Genomic DNA, 15,626 nt, shown 5'->3' with positions numbered 1-15,626 from the left:
CACTGTATAAAGCTTGTTAACTCAATTTCATCTCTTTGATGATATCTTGAATTTTTTGGTCTAAAACCTTTTCTGTCGCTTTTACTTTGTCTAAACTTTCTAACGGTTCGTTTACACTGAAGTAGAATTTGATTTTAGGTTCAGTACCACTTGGTCGAGCAGCAATTTTAGTTCCATCCTCAAGGTAGTAAATAAGTACGTTCGATTTAGGAACATTGATTTTCTCTACTTCTCCTGTGATGATATTTTTAGCTTCGCTACTTTGGTAATCTTCCACGCAAACAACACGTTGTCCGATGATTTCGTGTAGAGGGTTTTCTCTTAAATCTACCATCATTTGTTTGATTTCCTCAGCACCTGAAATACCTTTTTTTACAAGGGCAATAAGGTGTTCTTTGTAGAAGTGGTTATCGATGTACAGATTCATTAATTCTTTGTAGAAAGAGCTTCCAGCAGCTTTAGCTGTTGCAGCAATCTCACAAGCTAATAAAGTAGAGGCAACTGCGTCTTTATCGCGAACAGCATCTCCTACCATATATCCAAAGCTTTCTTCACCTCCTCCAATGAATTTTTGATCAGCGCATTCGTTGATGAATTTAGCAATCCATTTGAATCCAGTTAATCCTACTTTGCATTCTACACCATAGCTTTCTGCTAAATCTAACATCATAGGAGTAGAAACGATTGTAGAACCAATGAACTCATTGCCTTTAAATCCTTTATTTCGCTTCCATTGCTCCAATAAGAACCCTGTTAATACAACGTTAGTTTGGTTTCCGTTTAGCAAGATCATTTTACCATCCAAGTCGCGTACTGCTATTCCAATACGGTCAGAGTCAGGGTCAGTACCGATAACGATATCAGCATCTTTTTCGTCTGCTAATTTAAGTGCCATTGTCAATGCTTCTGGCTCTTCTGGGTTTGGTGATTTTACAGTAGGGAAGTCTCCATTAGGTTCAGCTTGTTCTTTTACGATATAAACATTTTTATATCCCGCTGTTTCTAATGTGCGAGGAATTAACTTAATTGAAGTACCGTGTAGTGATGTATAAGCAATTTTTAGACCGTCTTTTGCACTTTGAGGTGTGTTAAAACTTGCATTTTCAATTGTTGATTTAATAAATGCTTGATCTAATTCTTCACCTACATAGGTAAGTAGAGCGTCATTGCCTTTAAAGTTAATTTGCTCGTAAGTTAATTTATTGATTTCGTTTATTACAGCAGCATCGTGTGGAGGAACAATTTGCGCTCCATCTTGCCAATAAACTTTATATCCATTATATTCAGGAGGGTTGTGAGAGGCAGTCAATACAATACCTGCATTACATCCATAGTGTCTTACAGCAAAAGAAAGTTCAGGAGTTGGTCGCATTTCACCGAATAAGTACACTTTAATACCATTCGCTGTGAATACATCAGCTACTACTTTTGCTAAATCTTGACTATTGTGACGGCAGTCAAAATTAATAGCAACTTTCCATTCTTGGTTAGGGAACGATTGTTTGATATAGTTTGAAAGACCCTGTGTGTTTTTACCTAAAGTGTATTTGTTGATGCGGTTTGTACCTACACCCATAATACCTCTCATTCCACCAGTACCAAACTCTAAGTTTTTGTAAAAACTGTCTTTTAAAAGAGCAGCATCAGTGTCAATCATTTTTTGAACAGTACCCTGAGTTTCTGAGTCAAAAGGAGCTTTTAGCCATTGCTCCGCTTTTTCTAAGATTTCTTTTTCTACTTGCATAATAAGTAATTTTTAGTGTTTACTATAAACCGCTTGTTTCGGCGATTTTATATCTACTAATGTTTGATTTATTTTTTAATATCATTTCCCCAATGAATCCAGCTAAGAACAATTGCGTACCTATAACCATCGTCGTTAGAGAAATGTAGAACCAAGGATCTTGTGTCACCAAAATAGCTGGTTCGCCCATGTATAATTTGTATAGCTTACGCGCTCCAATGATGAAAGCAGCGATAAATCCTATGCCAAACATTATCACGCCATTAGCACCAAAAAAGTGCATTGGCCTTTTACCAAATTTAGACAAAAACCAGATAGTTATCAAATCTAAAAAGCCATTTATAAAACGACTCATACCAAATTTAGTCGTTCCATATTTTCGAGCTTGATGTATTACTACCTTTTCTCCAATTTTAGTAAAACCTTCGTTTTTAGCCAAAACAGGGATGTAGCGATGCATCTCACCAGAAACTTCAATATTCTTGACAACTTCGTTTTTATATGCCTTTAAACCACAATTAAAATCATTTAATTTGACTCCAGAAGTTTGACGGGCAGCCCAGTTAAATAATTTGGAGGGTAAGTTTTTTGAAATGACAGAATCATATCTCTTTTTCTTCCAGCCTGATACTAAGTGATATCCCTCTTGTGTAATCATCTTGTACAATTCAGGGATTTCATCCGGACTGTCTTGTAAGTCTGCATCCATTGTGATAACAACCTCTCCTTCGGCTTGTGCAAATCCAGCGTGCAATGCTTGTGATTTACCAAAGTTACGTTGAAATCGTATTCCCTTTATATGAGAATCGTCATGTGATATGTCAGAAATTATTTTCCAAGAGTCATCTGTACTGCCATCATCGATAAAAAGTACTTCATACGAAAAGTTGTTTTTCTGCATGACTTTAGTTATCCACGCATATAACTCAGGCAGCGATTCTGCTTCGTTTAACAGTGGTATGACAATGGATAGATTCATAGGAAAAGCGTATTTATTTGACGATTATTGTTGAGGTTTATTTTCTTCAGCTGTCGTAGTAGGTTGCGTGAATTCTGACTTGTTTCTAAAGACAGCAGCAAGCAAGAAACCTAAAATACTATTTATAACAATGTGTATTGCCCACATTGATAATGTGGATTTAGGAGAAAATTGGTCTAAATTTTTAGCCGCCTCTATCTGCTCGTTAATTTGGTCTTGTGGAATTTCTAAGTTTGTAAGCGTTTCGATTTGCATTTCCATCATAATCTGGCGCAAAGTATCGTTAGCTGAAGGATCAACTACATTGAATAATACCACTAATAGGAGATATTTTACTGTTATTCCAATGGCAATCGAAATAAAATAAGGTGTAAACGCTTCTCTAAAGGTAACGAATCCACCTGCTTTTCTTCTCGCCATAAAGATCGTTATGACACCAATAATAATGAAAAAGGCAATATTAACCATTCCGATTATCTTATTGGCAAATAACGTTACATCTGTAAAAAATAAGGCACAATTAAAGATGATATAATAAATGGATAAAATAATTCCAAATTGTATTCCTACTTTATTTAGGGGATTTTTCATTGTGAGTATTAAATGTTATAAGACACAAATATAGTAAAATAACCCTTTTGGAATGGTATCTAATGGGAGTTTGTTAACACATTATCCTCGGTTTATTTTATTGTACTTAGCTCTGAACATTTTAGGTGAGGTATATTTGAAATATTGCAGTTGTGCACCTATGTCTGGTAAGTAAACGGTTGTTTTTTTGCTAAAGTACTACAACAGAGAGGTAGCTATGTGTTTATTCCTGTTTTTTCTTAAGTAAAGACTGTTTTTAGTTTGTTAGATAGATCAATCACGTAAGATTAAATATTGATTCATCACGGGGATTTTTGGATAGGTTTTCTCTGTTTTTTGCAAAGTTTCCTGTAATCTTTGTGTTATAGTACAAGTGGTTTTAGTTTTCTGTCAAGCATCCTTTTATTTTTCTATTTTTGAATAAACAGCGAATATTAAAAACCTAAAAGTGCCTTTCTCTACTTAGTAGAGAAAGGCACTTTTAGGTTTATTTCTTCAAGTTATTTTACTGGTTTTAATCCTGTCATTTTTTCTAACGTAGTGAAGAACTGTGTTCTCATCTCTGGAGTCATATTCTTCACACGTGCTTGCCCATGATCCTTCTTAGGAAGTACGTAAGATTTAGAATTGACCTTAGCACTTGGTACTACCATAGAAGCACTCCATGTATCTGTCTCACCATATACATAGATAATGTTATTCGCATCGTTCTCTAACCATGTTTTCACTTTTTGGATTAGTGCATCGTTAAAGTTATTATATGTAGTTCCTTCAGGCATAAAGGTAGCTAATGGGTTAGATGTAAAGCTCACGTATTTCTTGAATGGAGTGATGTCATAGCCATAATAGCCTAATTGCGTTCCAGACTGATAATAGTGAGATTCGTATCGCTTAATCGTTTGATCACTAAAGAAGTCTATATTACTCACACTAAGGAAGTGTTCTGTCAACTCATCAATGTTTTTTGTATTAGGGAATGTAGCACAGGAGTGACCACTTTGCCAGAATCCGAAGCTGTATTCTAATACTGCGTATTCAAAAGCTTTTTCTAAAGAACCTAAATAGCTAAAAGTCAGTTTAGCTCCTTTAGCATACCATTTAAGCTTTTCTATAATCTGTGTTTTATTTTCAAATAGTTTTACCTGGATATTGTAGATTTTGTCTCTGCATGATTTGTCTCCCACATTTGCTAAAAATGGATAGATACGAGGCTCTTCTAATGCTTGGTTAAAAGGAGCTACATAAGGAATCGCTACGCCTACATCATTAGGATAAAAGTATTTATAGTAGATGCTAGTCTGTCCACCTTTGCTAATACCTGTACTGATCCATTTATTGTTTGTATAGATTTCTTTAAACAGTTGGTTGATCTCATGTAAGTCAGCTGTTACTTGTTCCATAGTAAGATACTGCCATGGTTTGCCTTCAGGGATAGACTCTCCGAAGAATCTGTGTTCTATATTTAGATAGTTACTTTCTAAGTAACCTACCATTTCGCTAGCTCTAACGTATAGGTCATAACCGTTAGTCTCCATAATCATAGGGTGGTCAAAATCCCTATGATAAAAGTGTACTTTCTGATCAAAGTATCCTTTAGAGGGATCTGTGTGATCTACTTGTTGTCTTACTCTAAGTTCATACAATAGATAAGAGTCATCTTTAGATTCCAGTTGTTTAAAGGTTACATTCTTTAAATTGTAGAGTGCTTGCTCTATTTTCTTTTGGTCTGGATGAGCTACTGCTACCATTGTAATAAGTAGCAACAATAGTGTAATTAATTTTTTAAACATCATAAATGGTTTGGTTGATTCCTCAAATATATCATTGTTAATCAATAGGTGAAAATATAGAGGAATAAAAGATTCGAATTAAGCTTGACAAGAGTGATATTTAGACGAAGAAAGGCAATATAAAAGTATAGTAATAAGTGCTTGGTTAAGGTTCGTGTCGTTTTTTAATACTATTGTCTAAGGTAGAGTTTTATGAAAGTGAGTTTCTATTAGAGCATAATACCACAATTAACTTGAGGAGTAGACAAGGAAAGTGGTTAATAAAATATATAACAATTTCAGTTGATAGGAAAATGCAGTAGCGTATATCGAATTTCGAATCGTCCAGATAACTGCTCTTTACAAGGGATTATGAAAGGGATTAGACAGCTGTAACTACTTTGTTTTTGTAAAAATTGTACCGTTGATAAGACTGTGGTAAATAAAATAAAATTAGCTGTTTGATTTTTCAAATTAATTTGTACATTTGCAATCTGAAATAAAAATAATTTTTTACAAACAGTTATAGTACGTTTATATCTTTCTTGAAAAATAGAAAGCCGCAAAATAGTAGGTAACTCACAATTTTAAAATCGATTTATCATGAAAAAAGGTATTCACCCAGAAAATTACAGATTAGTAGCGTTTAAAGATATGTCTAACGAAGACGTATTCATCACGAAATCAACAGTAGAAACAAAAGAAACTATTGAAGTTGATGGAGTAGAATACCCAGTGTTCAAAATGGAGATTTCTCGTACATCTCACCCATTCTACACAGGTAAATCTAAACTTATCGATACTGCAGGACGTATTGATAAATTCAAAACTAAATACGCTAAATTCAAAAAATAATTTGAATTTATATTATACTATAAAAGGGGCTTTTGCTATTGCAGAAGCCTCTTTTTTTTGTCCTTGTCACAATTGTAAAGGGGGCTAAAACTTCAGTTTAACCATTCTACTCTCTCTTTGACCTTTGCAATATTCCATTTTAGAGCCCTTCTATTGGTGTTAGGAGAATCTCTATTTGATGTAAAAATTAGAAATCTTCACAATAAGTTTAGCTAATTAGGAAGAGAAAAACCTTCTTACCTCTATCATACTTACTTGTTTAAAGTTGTTGTATTTAAAGATTCAGTAGCAACATTTGCGCTTCTGTGTATAAGGGTAGGAAAAATATTGTTATAGTTTACCTTGAAGATTATTAGAGAGGTATGAAAGTGTATCGATGATTTTTTATCAAGACCCTTGCTTTGATGTGTAAGTTTAGGTACGTCTATCTCGTTGTTAATCTTTTGTTTGTGTATCTATTTGTAAATGGGACAGTCTGTAGGCGTGTGTTCAATATACAGATCTTCCTTAAATAGGGGTTTATTTCTTTCATGTTGATTGTACAAATTTTGAACTGCCCATATGTTTGAAATAGTCATGCTTTTTTGGGACTTTCTTGCGGTTTTCTTCGACTATCCTTGGGGTTTTGCTCGCAAAAAGGGGTGTTTCTCGAAGAAAACCCCTAGCATCCCCCAAGAAACCCCTAAGAAAGTAGCAACAATAATTCATTGATTAAAAAAAATAGAGCATAGCAAAATCTCTTTGCTCTTGTTGTTTAAACTGTAGATCGGATTGTCTTAATTTGCTTAGGAGGTAGTTGAGTATATTTTCTTACATTTTAGATCTAACTTTATTATTGACCTGCTATCTTTTGTAGTACAGTCTTTTCTTTTACTTTTCCATTCTTCTTTTTCATTTGAATTTTACCGAGAATCTAATGCTTGTGATTCTTGCTGCATTTTAGGTTGATTTGTTAAAATATTTTCAAGTTTAACTTGTTTTGAGTGTTTGTTAGTTGTTTTTGTTGTGTAAATTGGTGTTTTTTAAGTCAAATTGTGATTATTATTTTTATAATAGCCTTAATTATTCTCATAATACATGGCTAAGGCCGAATATATTTTGCGTAAGAATGATTATAAATGATTTTTTTGGTTAATTTTAAGCTTTGGTGCGGTGATTGAATGTTGTTTTTTTATAATTAAAGTAAGTTTACTTTAAAAATTAGTAAATTTAATGTGATATAATTAAGTGTGACCCCTTGTCTATACAGGGTTTTGTAGCTTTTTAGCGCAGTAGTTAACAGATGAAATTTTTGACTAATGATAATTTATAAACTGGTAGTAATAGTAAAAAAGTGATAGTATGAAAAAAAAGTGGATTGTATTAGGTGCATTGTTAATCGCCAATGGCGGGTTTGCTCAAGTAGGAATAGGAACGCTTAAACCACATAAATCTGCAATTTTACATTTAGAAGTAATGGATGGAAAGAGTCAAGGGTTATTGATTCCGAGAGTTGCTTTGAAAGGGAGTAAGGATTCCTCTATTATTAACAATGGGGATATTGCTGAGAGCTTATTGGTTTATAATACTACGAATGCAACTGATTTAAGTGCGGGATTTTACTATTGGACTGGTAAGCAGTGGGATAGAATTATTAGTAAAGTTGACTTTGATGCAAATAAAGATCTTATTCCGAAGAATAAGAAGTTAGCTGTAGATCAAGTTAAAGAGAAATTGTATCTCGAGGATTCTAATCAACATACTGTAAGTGTCGCATTAAGTGATATTAATATAGTTACTTCAATTATAGATAACAAAGACGGTACATATACCTATACGAACGAGGCTGGAGTTACCCAGACTATCGATATAAGTGGAAGTGTGATAAATAATATCACAACTATTCTTCAAGACGAAACTGTCATCAATGAAATTTACAATAACGTTGCTGCAAAAGGTAAAGAGCTAAAAACAGCTGATAGTTCTATCTTAGTAGAAGGTGGATTAAAGGCCGTTTTAAATGAAACGAAGATATCGGTAGCTAATAAGGGAATTACAACAGCTAAGCTGTCACCTGGTGGTAATAAACAATTACTTATAACTGATGCAACAGGACAAGTGAAATGGGTAAGTGCATCAGATGAGGTAATTAAAGAAGCGATTAAGCTAAATGAAAAAGTTACCATTTTACAAAATAATCAGGATGGTACATTTGTGTACTATAACGAGATTGGAATAGATGAAAATGGTGGTTTAATAGAGGATAAGGGAGTATTCTTCGATGCTAATACACTGAGAATAGAGGAGAGAAAAGGGCAAAAAGGTAAAGGAATCTATGATTTCTACGATGGTAAAACAACCAAGGACAATCCTTTAATGACAATTAGCACACGTGCAAATGCTATTTTCTTTGAGAATAACTCGACGATTATTGAAGGGGATAATCTACAAGACGTTATCGATAATATCTTTAAGAAAATTGAAGAAGCGAAAGGTAAGGCTGCAGATTTAAAAGGGAAAGGGATTTTAGTTAACGGAGGTTCTGTATTATCAGGAGCGGTATTAAAAGAAGTTTTATTGACTATTGCTGATGGTGCTGTATCCGAATCTAAACTTGTCGATGGTGCTGTTACCTCTTATAAGTTAAGAGATGGTGCTGTTATACCTGAAAAAATTGCGCCAGGAAAGGATAAGTATATCTTAGTAACTAAAAATAAAAAGGTAGAGTGGGTACCTGCTACTGATCAAATTATTCAAGATGTTGTTAAACAGAATGAAACGGTTACGGTATTAAATGTTAACACTGATGGGACATTTACTTACCAAAATGAAGATGATATTAAAAAGGGTAACCCAGGAGTAGAATTTGATGCAAATACACTTTCTATCAGTGATGATGGTAAAGGAAAGTATGTGTTTACTGATGGTAAAGGTCCCTTAGCTACCATAGATATTAAGGGAACGGTGATTACTAATATTGATGAGATACTCAATAATACAACGGTTCAAAACACAATTTTTAAAACGGTAGCAGCTAATGGTCAAAAATTAGAGGCAGAAGATACTTCTATCCAGATTACTGGTGGAGATAAGGCTGTCTTGGCAAACACAAAGATTTCGGTTGCTCCAAAGGGGATTAGTACAGATAAAATAGAACCAGGTACTGATAAGTATTTATTGGTTACTAAAGACGGAGAGGTAGAGTGGGTACCTGCTACTGATTCAATTATTCAAGATGTTGTCAAACAGAATGAAACGGTTACGGTATTAGATGTTAACCTTGATGGGACATTTACTTATCGAAATGAAGATGATATTAAAAATGGGGGTGCTGGCGTAGTGTTTAACGCGAATACACTAAAAATAGAGGAACAGAATGGAAAGAAAGGAGTTTATGTTTTCTATGATGGACAGACTTCTCTGACTGCACCTTTGATGACTATTGATGTCGCTGGAACAGTAATCGAGAATATCAATGAGATATTAAATGACACTACGGTACAGAATAATATTTATAATACAGTAGCTGCTAAGGGAAAAGCAGTGACTTCACCAAGTACCTCGATAGCTATAGGGAAACAGGGAGATAAAGCTGTACTCAATGAGATGACCTTAGATATCGCTGTAGATGGGGTAAGTACTGAAATGATTCAGAATAAAGCAGTGACTCCTGCCAAACTACAAGGGGGTACTGTAGGACAGCTTTTGGTAACGAATGTAAACAATGAGGCTAAGTGGGTTGATGCGACAGATGAAGTAATCAAAGAATTCTTGAAAGGGAATCAAGCGATTACAGAATTAGTCGACTTGGGTACTGGTCAGTTTACTTATTTTAATGAAGCTGACTACGATGCAGATGGCAATCGAAAACCAGGAGCTACGGGAATTACCTTTGATGCGAATACACTGAGAATTGAGGAAATTCCGGGGACTAATGGAAAGGGAAATGGGGTTTATAACTTCTACGATAAATCAAAAGATACGCCTATAGGAACGGTCAATGTAACGCAAAACGTTATTGATAATATCACTACTATTTTTAATAGTAATGAGGTTAAAAATGAAGTAATCGCAACGATTAATTCAAGTGCTAAAAGTGTTACAAGTACCGATCAGTCGATTGCGGTAACGGGAGGAGACAAAGCTACTCTGCAAAATGTAATTGTTACTATCGCTGAAAAAGGAGTGAAAACAAAGCATATCGCAGATGGACAAGTAACAAGTGCTAAGATCAGTTCGGAAGGAGCTGTAAAAGGAACAGTCTTGACTGCTGATGGATTAGGAAAGGCGAGCTTTGCAACGGCTACAGAAACTGTAGCGCCAGCTATGAGAGGAAATTTAGTAGGTGAGGAAGAAGTAATCAAGGTAGAAGGCGGAAACAAAGTCTTATATGGTGATGACAACAAAAATGTAAAGGTTTCTATTGTTGCTGGAGGAATTACAAGTGCGCATATCAAGAATGAGACGATAGAAAATAATGATATCAAAAATAAAACGATTCAGGCTGGTAAATTAGACGCTACAGGAGCAACACAAGGAGCTGTGGCAACTGTAAATGCGGATGGCACAGTGTCTTATTTACCTGTTACGTCAGCTACTATTTCGAATAAAGGTGATATAGCTACTACTGATGGTATTAGTGTAGACGATGGAACTGGAAAGGTTTTAGGTAATGTGACTATAGGATTGGCTGATGGGCAGGTGGCACCGACTAAATTAACCCCTGGGAAAGACAATAGTCTATTGGTGACCAAAGCGGGAAAAGCACACTGGGTAGAAGCTACTGACGATATCATCAAAGATATAGTGAATAGTAAGGAGACTATAACAGTCTTGAAAAATGAAGGGAAGGGGATTTATACTTATTTTAATGAGGAGGCTGTAAAGAATAATACGGCAGGTGTAACTATTGATGTAAAATCACTTTCTATCGATAGTAGTAATCCGGGCGTATATGTCTTTAAAGATCTGTCTTCAGATAACCCTTTAGCTACTATAAATATTGCTACAGATGTTATTAATTCAATTGTAACTATTCTTGGTGACACTAATGTAAAGACTGAGGTTTACAATATAATAGCAGCACAAGGAAAAGTGATAACTTCTACAGATGGTTCATTGGCTATTCCAGTTGGTAATAAAGCTGGTTTAGAAGGACTAAATATTGGAATTGCCACTGATGGAGTTAAAACAACTCATATTGCTGATAAACAAATAACAGCTGCTAAATTAGTAGCTGATGGAACTAATCAAGAAGGATTTGTGGCAACAGTGAATGGGGATGGCACAGTAAGTTATAAATCAGTAATAGATACCGATGTATCGAGTAAAGCCGCTGCACTTAAAACGGATAATATCATTTGAATCTGGTGGAGAGGATTTGTATGTAGGTGATGCATTAGAATTTACTGTTGGTGACGGATTGAATACAGTATTAGTTGAAACAAAGATTGATGTAAAAGAGGGTGGTATTCACACCGAAAAGTTAGCAGAAGGAGCTGTTACGGTAACGAAAATATCTTCTAAGGGAGCTGATAACAATACAGTTTTAACCGCGGATGGAGAAGGGAATGTAGCGTATAAAAAACTTACAGATAGTGCCTTTGAAGGAAAAGGAAAAGACTTGAAAGGAGATAATTCAATTACTGTTACTGCAAATAATAAAGCCCTTTTGAACGATGCTACAATTAGTATTGCAGAGTCTGGAGTACAGAATGAACATATTGCAGGAAGAGCAGTTACAGCAGATAAGATAGGTGCAGAAGGAACAAGTAATGGTTTGGTATTGGTAACTAAAGATGGAGGTGCGGAATTTTCTCCTATATCGGATGCAATTGTTGAAGCTGGAAAAGAAATTAAAGGAGGCAGTGCTATTGAGGTAACAAAAGGAAATAAAGCTGCATTACAAGATGTAAGTATTGATGTTGCTAATCTTGGGATTACGAATGCAAAAATAGCAGAGCGAACAATTGAAGCCTCTAAATTTAATGCAAAAGGTTTTGATAAAGGAACAGTATTGACTTCTTTAGGAGATGGAGAGGCCAAATATGTAGAAATGAATGAATATGGTAAAGAATTAAAAAGTGATTCTTCTATTGAAGTATCTTCTAATAAAGCCTTACTTGAAGGGGTAACTATTAAAGTAAAGGATCTAGGGATAGGTACCGATCACTTAGGAGCTAAAGTCGTAACAGCAAATAAGATAGGAGCTGATAAAGATAAAGCAGGATATGTATTAACTGCTAATAGTGATGGAGGTGCTACCTGGGAGGCAGTATCTGGAGGTAGTGAAGTAAATAAGGCTAATATTAAAGAAAGTAGTACAATTACCGCAACTGAAGGTAGTATAGGATCAGTTTTACAAGATGTTGCATTGGAAGTGAAGGGGTTGTCTATAGAAGGTCAGCACATTAAAGATAATGCTATTTCTCCTGCTAAGATTAATGCAAAGGCTGTAACAACAGAGAAGATAGATGTAAATGCTGTAACAACAGAGAAGATAGCTAATAAGTCAGTAACAATCGCAAAGATTGATTCAGAATCAGCGAAGAAAGGACAAGTGCTTACTGCCCAGGGAGATGGTACTGTTAAGTATACTAAAATGTCTGATAATGGTAGTTACTTAAAAACAGACCAAGATGGGCCGATATCAATTAAGGCACCAGATCATGGACGCATACTTTTAGCTGAAGCAACAATTGATATTAAAGAGAAATCTATTAATACTAAATATATAGCAAATGATGCTGTTGGTTATACCCAATTACAAAAAAATGCTGTTTACGGATCTGTTATTAAAGAAAAAGCAATAACACAAGATAAAATAGCAGATAAAGCAGTAGATTATGAACAAATCGAGGATTTAGCTGTTGCAATTGATAAGATTTATTCAGGACCTAATGTACCTCAAGGTTATGTATTGACAGCTGGTGCTGATGACGGAGCAAGCTGGGAGAAGTTGTCTGTAGATAGTGGTTCTGGAGATTTTGAAGAGAGCGATACAATTGAAATAGAAGGAGAAGGAGATGGAGCATTCTTTAAAGATTTAAAGTTTAATGTTAAAGAGGGATCTATTAAAAACATACATATAGCAGATAATGCTGTTGGTTATTTAGAATTACAGAATGGATCTGTAAAAGAAAGTATTATAGATGAAAAAGCAGTAACAAAAGAGAAAATTAGTTCTCACGGAGCTAATAAATACAAAGTTTTAATGTCTGATGGAGTAGGGGGAGCAAGCTGGGAATATGTGTCTGAAGATAGTGGTTCTGGAGATTTTGAAGAAAGTGATACAATTGAAATAGATGGAGAAGAAGATGGAAAAGGAGCATTCTTTAAAGATTTAAAGTTTAATGTTAAAGAGGAATCTATTGAAAACAAACATATTGTAAATGAGTCAATCAGAGTAGAGAAGATTAGTTCTCACNTACAGAATGGATCTGTAAAAGAAAGTATTATAGATGAAAAAGCAGTAACAAAAGAGAAAATTAGTTCTCACGGAGCTAATAAATACAAAGTTTTAATGTCTGATGGAGTAGGGGGAGCAAGCTGGGAATATGTGTCTGAAGATAGTGGTTCTGGAGATTTTGAAGAAAGTGATACAATTGAAATAGATGGAGAAGAAGATGGAAAAGGAGCATTCTTTAAAGATTTAAAGTTTAATGTTAAAGAGGGATCTATTAAAAACATACATATAGCAGATAATGCTGTTGGTTATTTAGAATTACAGAATGGATCTGTAAAAGAAAGTATTATAGATGAAAAAGCAGTAACAAAAGAGAAAATTAGTTCTCACGGAGCTAATAAATACAAAGTTTTAATGTCTGATGGAGTAGGGGGAGCAAGCTGGGAATATGTGTCTGAAGATAGTGGTTCTGGAGATTTTGAAGAAAGTGATACAATTGAAATAGATGGAGAAGAAGATGGAAAAGGAGCATTCTTTAAAGATTTAAAGTTTAATGTTAAAGAGGAATCTATTGAAAACAAACATATTGTAAATGAGTCAATCAGAGTAGAGAAGATTAGTTCTCACGGAGCAAATGAATTCGAAGTTTTAATGTCTGATGGTGATGGAGGAGCTCGTTGGGAATATGTGTCTGTAGATAGTGGTTCTGGAGATTTTGAAGAAAGTGATACAATTGAAATAGATGGAGAAGAAGATGGAGAAGGAGCATTCTTTAAAGATTTAAAGTTTAATGTTAAAGAGGAATCTATTGAAAACAAACATATTGTAAATGAGTCAATCAGAGTAGAGAAGATTAGTTCTCACGGAGCAAATGAATTCGAAGTTTTAATGTCTGATGGTGATGGAGGAGCTCGTTGGGAATATGTGTCTGTAGATAGTGGTTCTGGAGATTTTGAAGAAAGTGATACAATTGAAATAGATGGAGATGAAGATGGAGAAGGAGCATTCTTTAAAGATTTAAAGTTTAATGTTAAAGAGGAATCTATTGAAAATAAACATATTGTAAATGAGTCAATCAGAGTAGAGAAAATAAGTTCTCATGGAGCAAATGAATTCGAAGTTTTAATGTCTGATGGTGATGGAGGAGCTCGTTGGGAGAAAGTATCTGGAGGTGGAAGTAATATTGCATCACCGAAGTTCTTTTACTTACCAGCTATTTATGTGGAAATGGTATCTGGTCAAAGTAATTCTATAGAGTTATACAATGTATATGAAGAACAATTTGGTTCACCAATGTTATCAAGTAATGGGAATTCTACTTTACCAGTATACGATAAGTATGAGTTAAACTATTATGTAACTTACTATGACAAAAATGTGTTTGAGGATGTGAATTTAGATAGTAATGGAAAGTTGAGTTATACAGTAAAACAAGGAGCTAAACCAACAGGTAGAACCTTCTTTAATATTGTGTTAGAAGTGAAATAATAATCTATATCCCAAAGAAGAAGTAATCTTCTTTGGGGTTTAAAAAATGACGTATGAAAAAGTATTATTATTTATTGATAGCGTTTTTAACTCTGCTGACTGTAAAGGCACAGACTACACATGAGTATCCTTTAACTGACCTTGACTATAATAATTTACCTTCTTGGATAGCAAATGATTTTGGGAAAGGAAGTTTGTCAGGACCTACTGAGCAGTCAAGATATACTTCTGAAGGAATTGTATTAACCATAAAAAGAGCAACAACAAGTGCTTTTGCTATTACTGATTTAAATCTTGATTTGCGCAAAGGAGCAAAGTTTGAGTTTGAGTATGCCATGGCTATAGTAAATCCAAATGATGCTCAAGGTGTTGGGTTTGGAGGAGGAGGTATGACCTTTTTTATTTATGAGGCAGGTCAATCACTTAGTATGGGATATCTTGGAAGTGCCTTAGGATATTCTTTTAATGGATCAACAGCAAGTGGGTCAACAGCAATCAAAACAGGACTTAATGGTGCTTATTTAGGTATAGGTTTTGATTTAGATGGGAACAACAAAGAGAGAAGAGGTTTCGAAATGGGAAGTTACGAAACCCGTGAAGGACTTACTGCTCAACGATATGTAGATGCAGGGTTTGATATTAATGATGTAAAGTATGACTATGGCCGTAATGTTTTTGGAAGCTATTACAAAAATCACATTACATTAAGAGGAGCGGGACAAGGTAACAGTTATAAAGGAAATCCTTTGTTGTTGACCAAATATTTTGGAGGTCAAAATGTATCCACGCGAGCAACCACATATTTCATAAGCTAAC

7 protein-coding genes are annotated in these 15,626 nt (G+C 34.6%); 3 read left to right on the top strand and 4 right to left on the bottom strand.

Annotated elements, in window-relative coordinates:
• Positions 1-16: 16 nt before the first annotated feature.
• The 4 genes from GJV76_RS07350 to GJV76_RS07335 all read right to left on the bottom strand — a co-directional run bounded on the left by GJV76_RS07350 (position 17) and on the right by GJV76_RS07335 (position 5,107).
• Positions 17-1,744 carry a phospho-sugar mutase gene (locus GJV76_RS07350; protein ID WP_155091993.1) on the bottom strand — a complete coding sequence of 576 codons (1,728 nt, stop codon included), beginning with the start codon at positions 1,742-1,744 and terminating at the stop codon, positions 17-19.
• Positions 1,745-1,766: 22 nt separating this feature from the next.
• Positions 1,767-2,723, bottom strand: a complete 957-nt coding sequence (locus GJV76_RS07345; protein ID WP_155091992.1) for a glycosyltransferase family 2 protein — start codon at positions 2,721-2,723, stop codon at positions 1,767-1,769.
• A 24-nt stretch (positions 2,724-2,747) separates the two neighbouring features.
• Complete coding sequence (locus tag GJV76_RS07340; protein WP_155091991.1) at positions 2,748-3,314, bottom strand: DUF4199 domain-containing protein; 567 nt, start codon at positions 3,312-3,314, stop codon at positions 2,748-2,750.
• Between the two features lie 500 nt (positions 3,315-3,814).
• Positions 3,815-5,107: a S28 family serine protease gene (locus GJV76_RS07335; protein ID WP_230381510.1), complete on the bottom strand. Its 1,293-nt coding sequence runs from the start codon at positions 5,105-5,107 to the stop codon at positions 3,815-3,817.
• Between the two features lie 579 nt (positions 5,108-5,686).
• On the opposite strand from GJV76_RS07335, the gene GJV76_RS07330 reads away from it, so the two are divergent.
• The 3 genes from GJV76_RS07330 (at position 5,687) to GJV76_RS07320 (ending at position 15,625) form a co-directional block, all read left to right on the top strand.
• Positions 5,687-5,938 (top strand): type B 50S ribosomal protein L31, encoded by a 252-nt coding sequence (locus GJV76_RS07330; protein ID WP_155091990.1) that lies wholly within the window; start codon positions 5,687-5,689, stop codon positions 5,936-5,938.
• Positions 5,939-7,279: 1,341 nt separating this feature from the next.
• A complete protein-coding gene (locus GJV76_RS15905; protein WP_230381509.1) occupies positions 7,280-11,281 on the top strand; it encodes a hypothetical protein in 4,002 nt (1,333 codons plus the stop codon).
• A 3,582-nt stretch (positions 11,282-14,863) separates the two neighbouring features.
• On the top strand, positions 14,864-15,625 hold the full coding sequence (locus tag GJV76_RS07320) for a hypothetical protein (protein WP_230381508.1): 762 nt from the start codon (positions 14,864-14,866) through the stop codon (positions 15,623-15,625).
• Position 15,626: the final 1 nt, after the last annotated feature.

It is taken from the genome of Myroides albus (assembly GCF_009711045.1).
Taxonomy (GTDB): domain Bacteria; phylum Bacteroidota; class Bacteroidia; order Flavobacteriales; family Flavobacteriaceae; genus Flavobacterium; species Flavobacterium album_A.
Note: the sequence above shows the minus strand (reverse complement) of the source record. Positions and strands in the feature narration are given on the sequence as shown.